Below are 15,888 nucleotides of genomic sequence, written 5' to 3'. Positions count from 1 at the left end.
CGAGCGTGAAGGCCCAGGGTCCGCCGCGTCACTGTCCCGTGAGCTTGACGTCCGCGGCCGAGGCGGTGACCTGAAGGCCCGCGTCGGTCGTCTGCACCGAGTTGACCACGAGGTTGTACGGCAGTCCGGGCAGCTTGACGGTGACCTGCAGCTTGTTCTGGTACTGCTTGATCAGCGTATTCACCTGGGGCGGGAGGTTGCCCTTGTCGGTCGCGACCGATTCGAGCTTCAGCCGGATCTTGCCGGTCTCGACGACCATCGACCCCGTGGCGATGAGGGTGGCCTTGATCCCCTGGAACGCCAGCGGCACCCGCATCTCGATCTTGTTGTTGACCACCTTCAGGTCGACGTTGGAGGGGTCGATCGAGGACGGCAGCCCGGCGACATCCAGCAGCGGCCGCACGTTGTCCCAGCTCATCGACGCGTTACCGGCCACCACTCCGGCCACCACGTCGCCCTTGCCGTTCATGAGGTCCCGCGCGTCGGCCTTCACCGAGCGCGCCTCGACGTACAGGGTGTCGAGCTTGACGTTGTTGAGCTGCGGCTTCGCCAGCGTGATCGTGATCTTCTGGTACTCCCCGGCGACCACCTGGGTCAGGAACGGCCACCCGGTGATGTCCACCGCGGGCTCGCCCTCGTACTTGACGTTGTTCGCCGCCAGCTGCGTCTTGGTCTCCTGCGTGATCCGGTCGTCGGCCGCCCCGGCCGCGATCCGGTCCACCACGAAGAACACCCCGACCAGAATGATCGCCAGCACGACCAGCACGATGCCGATCTTGGCCCCTCGCCTCGCCGCCACTGACACTCCCTCCGACCGGTAGTTGTCTCGCTCGTACCCAAGCACGAGGATTTCGTACCCGCACAAGTCCGGGCGGGATGCCCGGCAAGCTTGGCGCGAATTGGCGGCTCAGTTACAGCAACAGCAGGACACTCGCGACATATGCCGCGGGCGCCGCGAAGGCGATCGCGCCGATCGGGCCCTGGATGTGCCGCGCCAGCCACAGCGCCGGCTCGTCGCCGTCGATGATCCGGCTCGCCTCGGCGTAGCCGACCGACAGGTCCACCATCACCGCCACGATCGCCGTCGCGAGCCCGGCCAGGGCGCTGGGCAGCGGGCTCAGCCCGTCGAGGTAGTTGCCGATCGCGCCGGCCGCCGCGGTGCCGACCATCGTGCCCAGCACCACGCCGGCGCCGCCGCGGGGCACCTGCGGGGCGATGCGCGGCAGGGCGGCGATCGAGTCGGCGAGCCGGGCGATGAACAGCGCCAGCCCGGCGGCCACGAGGCAGGCGACGATCGCCTGGGTGCCCTTCGGGCTGCGCCCCAGCACGACGAGGCTCGCGAAGGAGACCACGCCGAGGGTCACGACCAGCGAGGAGCCCAGGGACTCGGTGACCCGCTGGCGACCGGCCGGCCGCGTGAGCTGGCCGACGACGCCGATGATGAAGCCGGCGGCGGTGAGGTAGGCGAGCGGGGCGAGCGACGCCGGCCGGGTGAAGACGGCGGCCGCGTCGGTGCCCGCCGCCACGGCGATGCCCACCACGCCGACGACCCGCGGGGCCGGTGGACGGCTCGCGATTGTCCAGACGGCGACGAAGAGGACCTGGACGCCGAACATCACCACGGCGTACGACTCGTGGCGGGTCTGCGCGCCCACGATCAGCGCGATGGCGACCAGGGCCGCGAAGCCCGCGGTGCCGAGCGAGATCCAGCGGCGTACCGGCGCCAGGGCAGCCTGGCCCTGGGTAGCGCCGTCGTCACCCGATTGGGGGTCACCCTCCGAGTGGTCTGGGCCCGCATCGCGGCGGCGGCGGGCGGCCGGCTCGGTGGCCTGGGGCCAGGCACCGAAGTCCTCGGCGGGCGGCGGGGTTGTCGGCACGCACCGATCGTGCCAGAAAGCACCGGATCCGGCCTCGGCGGGGATCCGCGAACCGCTATAGCACGTCGGCGGAAACGGTGGGGTGTGGCTCAGCCGACTGTCTCGAACTGCGGTTCGACCGGACGCAAAACGTGAATACTCCGATATTCTCGTTGGGGATACGTCCATAACCTCCCGCCAGAGCTGCCGGGACGATAGCGAGCCGCCGCCCCTTCCGGGGGCGCCACAGCGCCCTCTCGCGAGGAGCGCAGCGGCCACGGAGGTGACTCGTGGAGATTCTGCTGCTGACCGCGGCTCCCGCGGGCCAGGTGGTCCTGCCGGGCCTCGACCTGCTGCCCCACGCGGTGCGCACCGCCCCCCGTGACGTCCGCACGCTGGTGAACGGCCCCAGCCCCGACGCCGTCGTGGTCGACGCCCGCACGGAGCTCGCCGACGCCCGCGCCACCTGCCGCATGCTGCACGCCACCGGGCTGGGTGTGCCCCTGCTCGCCGTGGTCACCGAGGCCGGCCTGGTCGCGCTGCACGCCGACTGGGGCGTCGACGACGTCGTCCTCGCCACCGCCGGGCCCGCCGAGATCGAGGCGCGCCTGCGCCTGGCGGTCGGGCGGCTCAACTCCGCGGCCGCGGCCAGCGGCGGCATGATCAAGGCCGGCGAGCTGACGATCGACCCGGACACGTACGCGGCCAAGCTCAAGGGCCGCCCGCTCGACCTCACCTACAAGGAGTTCGAGCTGCTGAAGTTCCTGGCCCAGCACCCGGGCCGGGTGTTCACCCGCGACCAGCTGCTGCGCGAGGTCTGGGGCTACGACTACTTCGGTGGCACGCGCACCGTCGACGTCCACGTGCGGCGGCTGCGGGCCAAGCTCGGCTCCGAGTACGAGTCGATGATCGGCACCGTGCGCCAGGTGGGGTACAAGTTCGTCGTTCCGCCGTCGCGCCCGCTGCACGACTCGGAGCCGGTCCGGGTCTGAAGATCCTCCGGCTAGATTGATCGGATGAGCTCCTCGCCCCCGGTGCGCCGCGCCGACCGTCTGTCTCCCGACCAGGTCGAGCAGGTGCTCGCCCTCATGCGGGCGGCCGGCGACACCGACGGCGTCGTGCCGCTCTCCGAGCACGTCGTGCTGCACCTGCGGCACGGAGGTGAGGCTCCCGCGGTACACCTGCTGGGGTATTCCGGGGAAACCGTCGTCGGCTATGCGCATGTGGACACGACCGACGCGGTCGAGGGGGCCTCCGCGGAGCTCGTGGTGCACCCGCTGCACCGGCGGCACGGCCTCGGGCGCGCGCTGGTCACCGCGGCCATGCAGGTCGCCGACGAGCGCGCCGCCGGTCGGCTGCGGCTGTGGGCGCACGGCGACCACCCGTCGGCGTCGGCGCTCGCCATCGGCCTGGGCTTCGATCGGGTCCGGGTGCTGCTGCAGCTGCGGCGCTCGCTGTTCGCGCCGCTGGACGAGGTGGCGCTGCCCGAAGGGGTACGCCTGCGCGCCTTCGAGCCCGGCCGGGACGACGCGGAGTGGGTGGCGCTCAACGCGGCCGCCTTCGCCGAGCACCCCGAGCAGGGCAAGTGGACCCTCGACGACCTGCACGTGCGGCTGCGCGAGCCGTGGTTCGAGGCGGCCGGCTTCCTCCTGGCCGAGCGCCAGACCGACGGCCGGCTGCTCGGGTTCCACTGGACCAAGGTCCACGGCGAGGAACATGTACATCCGCACGAGGCCGGGGAGCCGCATGCACATGAGCCGATCGGCGAGGTGTACGTTCTCGGCGTGGCCCCCGACGCGCACGGCGGCGGCCTCGGCCGGGCGCTGACCCTGGCCGGGCTCTGGCACCTGCGCAACCGCGGGCTCGCCCAGGTCATGCTGTATGTCGACGAGAGCAACACCCGTGCCGTCGCGCTCTACCAGCGGCTCGGGTTCGTCCGCTGGTCGAACGACGTTTCGTACCAGCGCGCGCTGTGATTCACGCCCGGTAACGGCGATCACGGTACAAAAGCGGACACCAGGCAACACCGCTGGGCAGTTCACCCAATGGACAACTCTCCTCCGACCAGGCGTCATCTGCGCCCAGTGACCTGTTCACCCTGCGTTCACCCTTCTCCACGGGCCTGTTTCCCTGGTCCTTTTAGCGTGCCTTTCAGTCGACGACGTCCGTCGGCCTTCCGAAATCCTCCCCAGGCATCGGAAGTCGGTTCATCCCCGACGAAGGGACCGCAGTGAACTTCAAGCGGCACGGCCTCATCGCCGGCATCGCGCTCACCGCGACGCTCGCGCTCGCCGCGTGTGGCTCGGACAACAACGAACCCTCGAGCTCGGCGTCCGGCGGTGCTTCCGGTGGTACCGGCAGCGACGTCGCTTGCGCGAGTGGCACCCTTACCTCGCAGGGCTCCAGCGCCCAGGGCAACGCCATGGCCGAGTGGGCGAAGGCCTACCAGCAGAAGTGCTCCGGCGCCCAGGTCAACTACCAGGCGACCGCGTCCGGCGCGGGCATCACGGCGTTCCAGGGCGGCACGGCGGACTTCGCCGGCTCCGACTCCTCGCTCAAGAGCGGTGACGAGCAGACGAAGGCCGACGCCCGCTGCGGCGGCGCCCCGGCGCTCAACCTGCCGATGGTGACGGGCCCGGTCGCGATCGCCTACAACCTCACCGGCGTCAAGGACCTGCAGCTCAAGCCGGAGACGATTGCCAAGATCTTCTCGGGCTCGATCAAGACGTGGGACGACGCCGCGATCAAGGCCGACAACCCGAGCGCCTCGCTCCCGTCGACCGCGATCCTCGCCGTGCACCGCGGTGACTCGTCCGGCACCACGGACAACTTCACCGCCTACCTGACCGCCGTCGCCCCGTCCGCGTGGACCTTCGGCCACGACAAGGTGTGGAAGGCCCCGGGCGGCTCGGCCGAGCAGAAGTCCGACGGTGTTGCCGGCGCCATCAAGAAGACCGCCGGCGCCATCGGCTACGTCGAGCTGTCGTTCGCCAAGACCAACGCGCTGTCGATGGCCAAGGTCCAGAACGGCGCCGGCGAGTTCACCGCGCTGACCGGTGAGTCGGCCGGCAAGACCATCGCGGGTGCCAAGATCGCCGGCACCGGCGACGACCTGAAGCTCTCGATCGACTACGCCACCAAGGAGGCCGGGGCCTACCCGATCGTCCTGGTGACCTACGAGATCGTCTGCAGCAAGGGCACCGACGCCGCCAAGCTCCCGCTGCTCAAGGGCTTCCTCGGCTACACCGTCAGCAAGGACGGCCAGGCGCTGCTCGACAAGCTGGGCTACGCCCCGCTGCCCGAGACGGTTCGCGCCAAGGTCGAGACCGCTGTCAAGAACCTGGCCTGACAGGAAGACTCGTTGAGCCAGTCGACTCTGCCCGCCACCTCCGCCGGTACGCCCGGCGGGGGTGGCGGTCTTCCGCCGCGCAAGCGGTTCAGCGGTGACATGCTCTTCCGCGGAACCGCGACAGCCGCCGGCTCGATGGTGCTCGTCATCATCGCGGCCATCGCCATCTTCCTTGTCGTGAAGGCGCTCCCCGCCATCAACAAGGACACCGAGAACTTCCTGACCTACAAGGACTGGTTCACCGACGGCGACCAGCCGAAGTTCGGCGTCGCGGCAACCGCCTTCGGCACCGTGCTGACGGCCGTACTCGCGCTGATCATGGCCGTTCCGGTGGCCCTGGGCATCGCGCTGTGCCTGTCGCACTATGCCCACCGGCGGGTCGCCACCACGCTGAGCTTCGTCATCGACCTGCTCGCGGCGGTTCCGAGCGTCGTGTTCGGTCTGTGGGGTCGTGACTACTTCTACGAGCCGATCGCCAACTTCTCGCAGTGGCTGCACGATGTGGCCGGCTGGCTGCCGATCTTCGGCAGCAACGGCCCGTACGGCAAGTCGGTCCTGCTGGGCTCGGTCGTGCTGGGCATCATGGTCCTGCCGATCGTCACCTCGCTGTCCCGCGAGGTGTTCCTGCAGACGCCCCCGGAGAACCAGGAGGCGGCGCTCGCGCTCGGCTCGACCAAGTGGGAGATGATCCGCACCGCGGTCATCCCCTACGGCCGCGCCGGCATCATCGCCTCGGTCATGCTCGGCCTCGGCCGCGCGCTCGGCGAGACGATCGCGCTGGCCCTGACCCTCGGCAGCGTCTTCGCCGTGAACTTCGACCTGCTCGGCCCCGGCGGCGTCACCATCGCCTCCAACATCGCCAGCCGGTTCGGCGAGGCCAACGAGTTCGGCCGCAGCGCGCTGATCGCCTCCGGTCTCGTGCTGTTCGCCATCACGCTCGCGGTCAACATGGCCGCCCGCGCGATCGTGTACCGGCGTCGTGAGTTCGTGGGAGGCTCCGCGTAATGGCCGTCCAGACCCCCGTCCGCAGCCTGGCCGTGCAGGACGCGTCCCAGCTGCGGGCCAAGCAGCTGCCGAAGTGGACACCGTTCGCGGTGGCCGCGGCGGCGATCGTGCTGTCGTACGCGCTGATCAACCTCACCGGCGCCGGCGGCATGGTGCTGACCGGCGTCGTCGCGGCGGTGCTGTTCGTGATCCTCATGGGGGTCGCGGCGGCCATCGTCGAGGGCGGCCGGTCCGCGCGCAACCGCATGGCGACCGTGATGATCTACGGCGCGTTCATCCTCGCCCTGCTGCCGCTGCTGTCGGTGGTGTGGACCCTGGTCGACAAGGGCAGCGCCCGCCTCGACGGCAACTTCTTCAACTCCTCGATGAACAACATCGGCCCGTTCGACGAGCAGGGCGGCGCGTACCACGCGATCATCGGCACGATCGAACAGGCGGGCATCGCCACGCTGATCACCGTGCCGCTGGGCATTCTGGGCGCGATCTACATCGTCGAGTACGGCCGCGGCTTCTTCGCCAACCTGATCCGCTTCTTCGTCGACGTCATGACCGGTATCCCGTCGATCGTGGCGGGTCTGTTCATCCTGTCGTTCTGGGTCTTCACGATCACGCCGCTGTACAGCTCCGACGGCTTCGCCCACTACTCGGGCTTCGCCGCCGGCCTGTCGCTCAGCGTGCTGATGCTGCCGACCGTCGTCCGCTCCAGCGAGGAGATGCTGCGGCTCGTGCCGACGGCGCTCCGCGAGGGCTCCTATGCCCTCGGCGTGCCGAAGTGGAAGACGATCATGAGCATCGTGCTGCCCACCGCCGGCCCCGGCATCGTCACCGGTGTCATGCTGGCCGTGGCCCGGGCCTGTGGCGAGACCGCTCCGGTCCTGCTCGTGGCCGGCGGCGCCTCCGCCATCAACTTCAACCTGTTCGACGGCAACCAGTCTTCCCTGTCGCTGTTCGTGTACCAGCAGGCCGGCGTCGCCTCGGAGTTCGCACCTGGGCGGGCCTGGACGGCCGCTCTGACCCTGGTCGTCCTCGTCCTGGTCCTCACCGTTGCGGCGAAGATGCTCGCCCGCCGCAACAAGATCGCCCGATAATCACTGGAGCGCCAACATGGCAAAGCGGATCGAAGCCCACGGCGTCACCTCGTACTACGGATCGTTCAAGGCGATCGACTCCGTGTCGATGACGATCGAGCCCAAGTCGGTCACCGCCCTGATCGGACCGTCGGGTTGCGGCAAGTCCACGTTCCTGCGGTCGATCAACCGCATGCACGAGGTGCTGCCCAACGCCCGGATCGAGGGCCAGCTCCTGATCGACGGGCAGAACATCTACGACCGGGACGTCGACGTCACGGCCGTGCGCCGGATGATCGGCATGGTCTTCCAGCGGCCGAACCCCTTCCCGACGATGTCGATCTTCGAGAACGTCGTGGCGGGCCTGCGCCTCAACGGCGTGCGCCGCAAGTCGGTGCTGGAGGAGGTCGCGGAGAAGGCGCTGCGCAGCGCCAACCTCTGGAACGAGGTCAAGGACCGGCTGGGCCGCCCCGGCGCGGGCCTGTCCGGCGGTCAGCAGCAGCGGCTGTGCATCGCCCGGACGATCGCGGTCGAGCCGCAGGTCGTGCTGATGGACGAGCCCTGCTCGGCCCTCGACCCGATCTCCACGCTCGCGATCGAGGACCTGATCACCGAGCTGAAGAACCAGTTCACGATCGTCATCGTCACGCACAACATGCAGCAGGCCGCCCGCGTGTCGGACCGCACCGGCTTCTTCTCGATCGACAAGACCGGCGAGCCGGGCCGGCTCATCGAGTACGACGACACGGCGAAGATCTTCACCAACCCCTCGGTGAAGAAGACCGAGGACTACATCACCGGCCGCTTCGGCTGAGCCGGTTATGCAGTAGGGCGGATGGCGTCGGCCGGGTCCCGGTCCGGCGCCGCCGCCAGCGCGGCGTCGATGCCGCCGGCCTCCGCCAGCTCCAGCAGCGTGTGGCGGGTCGGCGGCAGCATCGTGTAACGGCCGTCGGCCGCCTCGGCCGGCGAGCACCACTCGGTGGCGTCGGCCTCGCCGCCCACGTCCCGGGTCAGCTGGCCCTTGGGCAGCAGGGCGAGGAAGAAGTACGTGTCGAAGCGCCGCGGCTCGAACTCCGGCGTGATCCAGCGCGACCACGGCACCAGCAGGTCGCTGCGCAGGACGAGCCCGTTGCGGCTGAGAAACTCGGCGAAGCCCAGGTCCCGGGCGATCAGCGCCAGCCGCGCCTCCTCCCAGTCCGGCCCGCTCACGTCGCCGACCACGCTGTCCGCGTCGGGCCCGGCCAGCAGGACGCCGGACTCCTCGAACACCTCGCGCACGGCCGCGCAGACCACCGAGCGGGCCACGGACTCCTCCAGCCGCAGGCGCGCCGCCCACTCCGCCGGGGCCGGGCCGGCCCAGCCGGGCAGGACGCCGGCGTCGCGCGGGTCGACGCCGCCGCCCGGGAAGACGTACATCGAGGCCGCGAACGCCATCGTGGCGACCCGGCGCAGCAGGTACGCCTCGAACGGCTCGCGCAGCAGCACCACCGTGCTCGCCAGCCTCGCCGGCACCGGTACCCCGCCCTCCCGCTCGAAGCGGCGGGCCATCTCGGCCAGTTCCGGCGGGAGCTTGTACTCGACCATCAGTCCACGCTATGCGCCGAATTCGTTCGGCACAGCCTCGTGTCCTGTTTGTCCATGGGTCCGGCGTTGCTCCTTCATCTCCGCCTCGTACAGGTGGCGCCGCCCCCCGGCGAGCTCCTCGCGGGCCTCGCGCTCGACGTTGCGGAAGGCGGCGTAGTACCCGTCCTCGAAGTCCTCCACGATCTGGAACGTCCACCGCCCGGCGATGACGTTGCGCCCGACGACCTCGTCGCGCACCCGGTCGGCCGTCCTGCCGTGCCCGGCTGCGCGCAGCAGCGCCACGGCGTCATCGAGCATGAGGTCGGCGTGGCCGATCAGCTGGTGCAGGTCGAAGAGGCGGCCCCGGGCCCGCTCGACGGTCTCCAGGGCCTCGCTGAGCTTGCCCAGCGCCTCCACCGTCTTGTCGCCGAGGCCGGCGGGGCGGGTGTGGGCGGCGTCGGGGCCGTCGGCGTTCCGGTCGTCGTTCATGAGCCCCTGCATACCCACCTAAGCTACGGCCATGAGTGATCGCACCCGCTGGGGCATCCTTTCGACCGGCTCCATCGCCGCCACGTTCGCCGAGGACCTCCGGCTGATGCCGGATGCGGAACTGGCCGCGGTGGGGTCCCGCAGTACGGAGTCCGCGGAGCGTTTCGCCGCCCGGCACGGCGCCGCGCGGGCGCACGGCTCGTGGCAGGCCCTCGTCGACGACCCGGGGGTCGACGCGATCTACGTCGCCACCCCGCACAGTGCGCACTACGAGGCCTCGATGCTGGCGCTGCGGGCCGGCAAGGCGGTGCTGTGCGAGAAGCCGTTCACGCTCGCCGTCGCCGAGTCCGAGGAGATGGTGCGCACGGCCCGCGCGTCCGGCGTGTTCCTCATGGAGGCCATGTGGATGCGGTGCATCCCGGCCATCCGGCGCATGGGCGAGCTCGTGCGCGACGGCGCGATCGGCGACCTGGTCTCGGTCCACGCCGACTTCGGCATGCAGGGCCCGTTCCCGGAGACCTCGCGGCTGCGCGACCGCAAGCTGGGCGGCGGGGCGCTGTACGACGTCGGCATCTACCCGGTCACGTTCGCCCACCTGTTCCTGGGCGCGCCGGCCTCGGTGCAGGCCTGGGCCCGGATGAGCGCCGGGGGCGTGGACGAGAACACCGGGATGCTGCTGGGGTACGACTCCGGCGCCCTCGCCGCGCTGAGCTGCTCGCTGCTCGGGGACACCGCCCGCACCGGCGCGGTCACGGGCACGCTCGGGCGCATCGACGTGCGGCGGGACTTCTTCCACCCGCACGGCTTCACGCTGTGGCGCGGCGGCGAGACCGAGGAGTTCGAGCTGCCCTACGAGGGCCACGGGTACCAGTTCGAGGCGGCCGAGGTCCAGCGCTGCCTGCGCGAGGGGCTGACCGAGAGCCCCCTGGTACCGCTGGACGAGACGCTCGACATCCTGCGCCTGCTGTCGCAAATTTCCGGAATTATCGGACTTGACTATTCGAGCTGAGGGCTGAACGGGGCGGACGTAGCGTCCCGGCCCCACTACGGTCCGGCGTATGGCTCAGGAGCTCCGGGCCGACCCGGACGAATTGATCACGCTGGCCGCCGCCTGCCTGGCCGCGGCCGACACGCTGGGCGAGCACTACCGCACCGGGCTGGGCGAGCTGGACCTGCCCGCCGACGCCTTCGGCAACACCGGGGCGTCGGCGGGCCTGGCCGGCGCGGCCGCCAACATCGGCGCGGACGCCCAGGAGGCCGTCTCGGCGCACGTCGAAATCCTCGAGGAGGACGCCGACGCGCTGCTGCAGACGGCCTTCGCGTATCTGGCCGCCGACCGGCAGGCCGCCCGGACGGTGGGCAACGCACGGCGAGCGCCGCTCTGAGCGCTCTCGACACACGGGGGATCACATGGTGCAGACGGTTGAGGCGCCCACCGTCACAGTGGACGACATCTGGGACCTGCAGGCGCGGCCGGAGCTGCTCGGGCGGGCCGCCGCGGCCTGGCGGGCGGTCGGCGCCGACGTGCGCGCCGCCCACGACACGCTCGCGCGCGCCGCGGCCCCGGTCGTCGGCGGCGACTGGGAGGGCGAGGCCGCCGACGGGTTCCGGGGGCATTACCGGCAGTACACGGACGGCCTGAACGACCTCGACGCGGTCGTGCGGGACACCGCCACGGCGCTGGACGGCGCGGCCGCCCTGCTGCGCGGCGGCCAGGACCAGCTCGCCGACGCCTTCGCCGGCGCCGCCGGGGTGCCGCACCGGCGCGGCGGCGGGAGCGTCACCTTCACGCCGGCCGACGCCGCCCAGGAGGCGGCGGTGCGCGCCGCGCTCGCGACGGCGGGCGAGATCCGCGCCGACGTCGAGCAGGGGCTGGCCGGGCACCGCGCGGCGCTGGCCGGGGCCGGGGCCCGCTGGGAGGTGCTCGCCGCCGTCTGGACCCCGGTCATCGGCCGGACGGTCCCGGCCTGGGTCCCGCCGGCGGCGACCGGCGGCGTCGACGCGCGCCTGGCCGGCGACCTCTTCGTGGTGCAGGCCGGCGGCATCGCGGACGTCGTCGTGGTCGACGACGGCCACGTGACGGTGAACGGGCAGCGGCTCACCATCCCGCCCGGCGCCCGGCTCGTGCTGCGCACCGGCGCCGGTGACGACACCGTCCGGGTCGACGGCGCCGCGGGCGTCACCGTGCTCGGCGGCGACGGCGACGACCGGCTGACCGGCGGGCGCGGCGACGACGTGCTCATCGCGGGCCTGGGCGTGGACACGGTGGCCGGCGGGGCCGGGGCCGACCGGGTCAGCCTCGGGGCCATGGTGACCGCGGCCCAGGCGCCGCCGAAGGACGCCACCGAGCGCGCCGACCTCGGCGACGGCGACGACCGGCTGTGGGGCAGCCAGGGCGCCGACACCGCCGACGGGGGCGCGGGCGCCGACCTGCTCTTCGGCGGCTCAGGCGGCGACCGGCTGCGGGGCGGGGCGGGCGACGATACCCTCGCCGGCGGCGCGGACGGCGACCAGCTGCTGGGCGGGGACGGCTTCGACCTTCTCGACGGCGGCGAGCACCGCGACTACCTCGACGGCGGGGCCGGCGACGACCGGCTCGAAGGCGGCCGCGGCGACGACACGCTCTACGGCGCCGGCGGTGCCGACACGCTGCGCGGCGGCGTGGGCGACGACTTCCTCGACGGCGGGGAGGGCGCCGACCGGGCCGCCGGGGACGACGGCGCGGACGTGCTCTCGGGCGGCCGCGGCGACGATGCGCTCGACGGCGGGGCCGGCGACGACGTGGTGTACTCCGGCGCCGGGCGCGACGCGGTGACCGGGGGCGCCGGCGCGGACACGCTCTACGGGCAGGGCGAGGACTCGGCTGCCGGGGTCGAGCGGATGACCGCGACCGGGGACGACGACGTGACCGGGTTCATCCGGGTCGGCGGCGACGCCGAGTACAAGGCGCGGGTGCACGCCGACCTCGACCTGCTCGCCGCCTCGCCCGCGGGCCGCGCGATGCTCGCCGACCTGCAGGCGTCCGGGCAGCGGTTGTACATCGAGCCGCTCGACGAGCCCAACGGTCACGCCACCTACGACGACGGGGTGCCGCGGATCCAGTACAACCCGGCCTACGACGCCCGGACGCCGGTGACGACGCTGTTCCACGAGATGGCGCACGTCTACGACTACGAGCACGGCACCGACGACGGGCACGCGTACAACGAGGCGAGCGGGCCCGACTACCAGTACCGCGGCGGCCCGGCGGTGCTGAACTTCGAGCGCCAGGCGGTGGGGCTGCCGATCGACGACGACGGCGACCCGGGCACGCCCAACCGCATCGACCCGAGCCATCCGCTGACGCTCACCGAGAACGGGCTGCGCCGGGAGATGGGCCTGGCCGACCGGCCGCGATACGGGTCGGCCTAGAACAGCGCGTGCGTGAGCAGGTACGTCACGATCGCGATGACCGCGGCGGCCGGGAACGTCAGGACCCAGGCGATCAGGATGTTCCCGGCGACCTGCCAGCGCACCGCCGAGAGCCGCTTCGTCGCGCCGACGCCCATGATGGCCGACGTGATGCTGTGCGTTGTCGAGATCGGCAGGCCCAGCTGCGAGGTGGTGAACAGCACGCCGGCGGCGACCGTCTCGGCCGCGAAGCCCTGCGGCGGGTCGAGGTCGATGACCTTGCGGCCCAGGGTGCGGATGATGCGCCAGCCGCCGGAGTACGTGCCGAGCGCCAGCACCGTCGAGCAGGCGAGGAACACCCACTCCGGGATGTCCGTCTTGTCGGCGTGGTAGCCGCCGGTGTACAGGGCCAGCACGATGATGCCCATCGTCTTGGCGGCGTCCTGCATGCCGTGGCCCACGGCCATGGCGGCGGCCGAGACGGTCTGCGCGCGGCGGAACCGGCGGCCGAGCACGCGCGGGTTGGACCGGCGGAACGTCCACATGATGGCGATCATCAGCAGGCCGCCCAGTAGGAAGCCGACCACCGGCGAGGCGACCATCGGGATCAGGACCTTGTCCACGATGCCGGACCACAGCACCTTCGCGTCCAGGCCGAACCACACGGCGCAGATCGACGCGCCCACCAGCCCGCCGAAGAGCGCGTGGGAGGACGAGGAGGGCAGGCCGAAGTACCACGTGACGAGGTTCCAGGCGATGGCCCCGACGACGCCGGCGAAGACGATGCCGAGCCCGCCCATGCCGGTCGGCGGGTCGATGATGCCGCCGCCGACGGTCGCCGCGACGTGGCCGCCCAGGTGGGCGCCGATGAAGTTGCCCAGCGCGGCCATGATGAGCCCGGCGCGCGGGGTCAGCGCGCGGGTCGACACCGACGTGGCGATGGCGTTGGCGGCGTCGTGGAAGCCGTTGGTGTAGTCGAAGATCAGCGCCACCGTGATGACGGCGAGGACCGCGACGAGCTGCGCGCTGATGACTACGACTCCTTGACCACGATGGTCTCGACCGTGTTGGCCACGTGCTCGAAGGCGTCGCAGGCGGCCTCGAGCTCGTCGACGACCTCCTTCATCTTGAGCACGGTCAGCGCGTCGTACTCGCCGGAGAACAGACGGACCAGGGCCATGCGGTAGGCGCTGTCGCCCTCGTTCTCCAGGCGGTTGCACTCCACCCAGTACGACTCGAGGTCCTTCATGGACTTCAGGCGGGGCATGGCCTCGGCGGTGAGCCGGGACTGCTGGTCGAGCACCTTCACGATCTCGTGGATCTCGCGGGGCAGCGACGGGAGCTTGGTGAGGCCGTAGAGGTACAGCAGGCTGCCCACCGCCTCCAGGTGGTCCATCACGTCGTCCAGCAGCGACCCGAGGCGGTAGATGTCCTCCCGGTCGAAGGGGGTGATGAAGCTGGAGTTGATCTTCTTGTACAGCTCGTGCGTGATCGCGTCGCTGTCGTGCTCGACGTCGACGAGCCGCTCGCTGATGGACTGCACGTCGGCGTCCGGGAGGGCGAGCTCGGCGAGCAGGTCGGTGCCTTTGACGAGGTTGCGCGCCGCGCGGCTGAAGAACTCGTAGAACGAATCGTCGCTAGGACGCAGCCTGAACCGCACAGTCGACCCCGATACCTCGATGAAGAAGCGCCGAAACACCTGAAACGTGAATGTTAAGGCTCACGATCCACCGCAGTACCAGTGAGATACACCGCACGCTGCTGGTTCACCTGGCGTTCATCTGCCGTTTACCTCAGATGCCGGGGTGTACCGGACCGACGCCGCACGGTGTTTGTGGGTGCGCTGCACCGGCTTGCGCAGGAAGCGCGCGAGTGCCCCCGGCGCCGGCTGGCGATCACGTCCACCTCGGCCGCGCGCATCTCCCGCCAGAACGCGTTGCGCACGCGCCGCGGGCCCTCGGGCACGTCGGCGCCGAGCAGGTCGGCCCGGGACCAGTGCGCCCCCGTGAGCACGACGGTGATCGCGCCCGGCACGACCCGGCCGCCGAGGAACTGGGTGAGGATCGGCGCGTGCGGCCGCAGCAGCCGGTCGAGGGTGTCGTACTCGCTCCCGGCGGCCCGGACCGCGCCGGTCTCCGGGTCCGGCTCGGGCTCGGCCCGCACCATGAGCAGGAACGGCTCGGCGCGCCGGGCGTGCACCCGCCCGAGCGGGTTTGCGGCGGCGCGCGTGGCCAGCGGGGTCAGCACCGCCGGGTCGAACGTGGGGCCGGCTCGCCGGGCGGCATCGCGCAGGTCAGGCGGAGCGCGGGCCGGGTCGTGTCGGGGTCGGTGCGCACGCCGACCTCGACGCCGGCGAGCCCGGCGCGGGCCGCGGTGGCGGCGGGGTCGACCGGGCCGTCAAGCGCGACGAGCAGGCCGTTCGCGAGGTACGGCCGGCCGCGCCGGACGCTGGATGCGGCCACGGTGCCGACGGCTCCGCAGGTTGCGAGCCCGGCAAGTCCTACGGCAACGGTCGCCAGGCGTTGTCCATGGGAAAATGGTACTTAACGTACATTTCGCACGGCGCCGAACGCCGCGCCTTGCGCTCTTCAGAAGCAGGCCCTACACAACCTCGTCGAGCCACCGCCGGTAGGCCGTGCCGAAGGGCTCCACGTGCCCGCCCACCGCGCCCATCAGCCAGTCGGCGCTCGTCAGGGCGGAGGTCACGACCTCGGAGGGGTACTGGTAGCGCACCTGGTGGACCGCGAACTCGTCCTCGTCCAGCAGCTCGACGTCGCCGGTACGCCGCCGGCGCACGTCCAGGTCCAGGTCGATCGCGGTCACCTCGGTCGCGCTCGGCCAATGGGGCACGCTCGTGATGTCGCAGTAGACCTCGGTGCGGTGGGGCTCGGCGTTGAAGCAGGCCGTCCACCAGGCCTGGCGGGGGAAGAGCAGCACGTGCGGGGACTCGGGCGCGCCCTTGAGGGTGGTGCCCTTGAAGACCTGCGTCGCCGGGCCGGCGCCGACCCACACGCCGTACTCGTCCTCGCCCAGGAGCTCCGTCTCGTAGTTCCAGTGGAGCGAGCCGTCGTACTTGCGGTACACGACCCGGATACGTTTCATGCCGCTCACGGTACCGACCGGGTGCGCCCGGCCGATTCTGTCGTACGCAAGGGGTAGCGTCCCCACC

At 71.4% G+C, this 15,888-nt stretch carries 18 protein-coding genes; 9 read left to right on the top strand and 9 right to left on the bottom strand.

Going from position 1 to position 15,888, the window contains the following annotated elements; genetic code table 11:
• Positions 1-28: 28 nt before the first annotated feature.
• Positions 29-799, bottom strand: a complete 771-nt coding sequence (locus AB0B76_RS30650) for a DUF2993 domain-containing protein (protein ID WP_360382010.1) — start codon at positions 797-799, stop codon at positions 29-31.
• A 112-nt stretch (positions 800-911) separates the two neighbouring features.
• A complete protein-coding gene (locus tag AB0B76_RS30645; RefSeq protein ID WP_360382008.1) occupies positions 912-1,877 on the bottom strand; it encodes a hypothetical protein in 966 nt (321 codons plus the stop codon).
• 269 nt (positions 1,878-2,146) lie between these two features.
• Between AB0B76_RS30645 and AB0B76_RS30640 the strand changes: the two genes are divergently transcribed.
• The 6 genes from AB0B76_RS30640 (at position 2,147) to pstB (ending at position 8,091) form a co-directional block, all read left to right on the top strand.
• A complete protein-coding gene (locus AB0B76_RS30640) occupies positions 2,147-2,848 on the top strand; it encodes a response regulator transcription factor (RefSeq protein WP_360382006.1) in 702 nt (233 codons plus the stop codon).
• A gap of 24 nt (positions 2,849-2,872) precedes the next feature.
• Positions 2,873-3,832 carry a mycothiol synthase gene (gene mshD / locus AB0B76_RS30635; RefSeq protein WP_360382005.1) on the top strand — a complete coding sequence of 320 codons (960 nt, stop codon included), beginning with the start codon at positions 2,873-2,875 and terminating at the stop codon, positions 3,830-3,832.
• A 254-nt stretch (positions 3,833-4,086) separates the two neighbouring features.
• On the top strand, positions 4,087-5,205 hold the full coding sequence (pstS, locus tag AB0B76_RS30630) for a phosphate ABC transporter substrate-binding protein PstS (protein WP_360382004.1): 1,119 nt from the start codon (positions 4,087-4,089) through the stop codon (positions 5,203-5,205).
• 99 nt (positions 5,206-5,304) lie between these two features.
• The gene (gene pstC / locus AB0B76_RS30625) at positions 5,305-6,210 is read left to right on the top strand and encodes a phosphate ABC transporter permease subunit PstC (protein WP_360382197.1); all 906 of its coding nucleotides are present in this window, start codon (positions 5,305-5,307) and stop codon (positions 6,208-6,210) included.
• Positions 6,210-7,298, top strand: a complete 1,089-nt coding sequence (gene pstA / locus AB0B76_RS30620) for a phosphate ABC transporter permease PstA (protein ID WP_360382003.1) — start codon at positions 6,210-6,212, stop codon at positions 7,296-7,298. Before pstC ends, pstA begins: the two co-directional genes overlap by 1 nt.
• A gap of 16 nt (positions 7,299-7,314) precedes the next feature.
• On the top strand, positions 7,315-8,091 hold the full coding sequence (gene pstB / locus AB0B76_RS30615) for a phosphate ABC transporter ATP-binding protein PstB (protein WP_360382002.1): 777 nt from the start codon (positions 7,315-7,317) through the stop codon (positions 8,089-8,091).
• Positions 8,092-8,096: 5 nt separating this feature from the next.
• Here the strand turns inward: pstB and AB0B76_RS30610 are convergent, their stop codons facing one another.
• A complete protein-coding gene (locus tag AB0B76_RS30610; protein ID WP_360382001.1) occupies positions 8,097-8,861 on the bottom strand; it encodes an NUDIX hydrolase in 765 nt (254 codons plus the stop codon).
• A 9-nt stretch (positions 8,862-8,870) separates the two neighbouring features.
• A complete protein-coding gene (locus AB0B76_RS30605; protein ID WP_360381999.1) occupies positions 8,871-9,341 on the bottom strand; it encodes a hypothetical protein in 471 nt (156 codons plus the stop codon).
• A 19-nt stretch (positions 9,342-9,360) separates the two neighbouring features.
• Between AB0B76_RS30605 and AB0B76_RS30600 the strand changes: the two genes are divergently transcribed.
• Genes AB0B76_RS30600 through AB0B76_RS30590 form a run of 3 tightly spaced genes read left to right on the top strand, consistent with a single transcriptional unit; the run spans position 9,361 to position 12,740 of the window.
• Complete coding sequence (locus AB0B76_RS30600; protein WP_360381998.1) at positions 9,361-10,338, top strand: Gfo/Idh/MocA family oxidoreductase; 978 nt, start codon at positions 9,361-9,363, stop codon at positions 10,336-10,338.
• 49 nt (positions 10,339-10,387) lie between these two features.
• A complete protein-coding gene (locus AB0B76_RS30595) occupies positions 10,388-10,714 on the top strand; it encodes a type VII secretion target (RefSeq protein ID WP_360381997.1) in 327 nt (108 codons plus the stop codon).
• Positions 10,715-10,739: 25 nt separating this feature from the next.
• Entirely contained in the window at positions 10,740-12,740 is a 2,001-nt protein-coding gene (locus tag AB0B76_RS30590) for a M91 family zinc metallopeptidase (protein WP_360381995.1), read from the top strand.
• On the opposite strand, the gene AB0B76_RS30585 is transcribed toward AB0B76_RS30590, so the two are convergent.
• From AB0B76_RS30585 to AB0B76_RS30565, 5 genes are all read right to left on the bottom strand, one after another.
• Positions 12,737-13,750 carry an inorganic phosphate transporter gene (locus AB0B76_RS30585; RefSeq protein ID WP_360382196.1) on the bottom strand — a complete coding sequence of 338 codons (1,014 nt, stop codon included), beginning with the start codon at positions 13,748-13,750 and terminating at the stop codon, positions 12,737-12,739. The genes AB0B76_RS30590 and AB0B76_RS30585 overlap by 4 nt on opposite strands.
• A gap of 2 nt (positions 13,751-13,752) precedes the next feature.
• Complete coding sequence (locus AB0B76_RS30580; RefSeq protein WP_360381993.1) at positions 13,753-14,379, bottom strand: DUF47 family protein; 627 nt, start codon at positions 14,377-14,379, stop codon at positions 13,753-13,755.
• A 128-nt stretch (positions 14,380-14,507) separates the two neighbouring features.
• Entirely contained in the window at positions 14,508-14,966 is a 459-nt protein-coding gene (locus tag AB0B76_RS30575; protein ID WP_360381992.1) for a hypothetical protein, read from the bottom strand.
• The gene (locus AB0B76_RS30570) at positions 14,960-15,181 is read right to left on the bottom strand and encodes a hypothetical protein (RefSeq protein ID WP_360381991.1); all 222 of its coding nucleotides are present in this window, start codon (positions 15,179-15,181) and stop codon (positions 14,960-14,962) included. The genes AB0B76_RS30575 and AB0B76_RS30570 overlap by 7 nt, the downstream gene beginning before the upstream one ends.
• 139 nt (positions 15,182-15,320) lie before the next feature.
• Positions 15,321-15,821 carry a DUF402 domain-containing protein gene (locus AB0B76_RS30565; RefSeq protein ID WP_360381990.1) on the bottom strand — a complete coding sequence of 167 codons (501 nt, stop codon included), beginning with the start codon at positions 15,819-15,821 and terminating at the stop codon, positions 15,321-15,323.
• Positions 15,822-15,888 lie beyond the last annotated feature (67 nt).

The sequence above is a fragment of the Dactylosporangium sp. NPDC049140 genome, from assembly GCF_040648435.1.
Note: the sequence above shows the minus strand (reverse complement) of the source record. Positions and strands in the feature narration are given on the sequence as shown.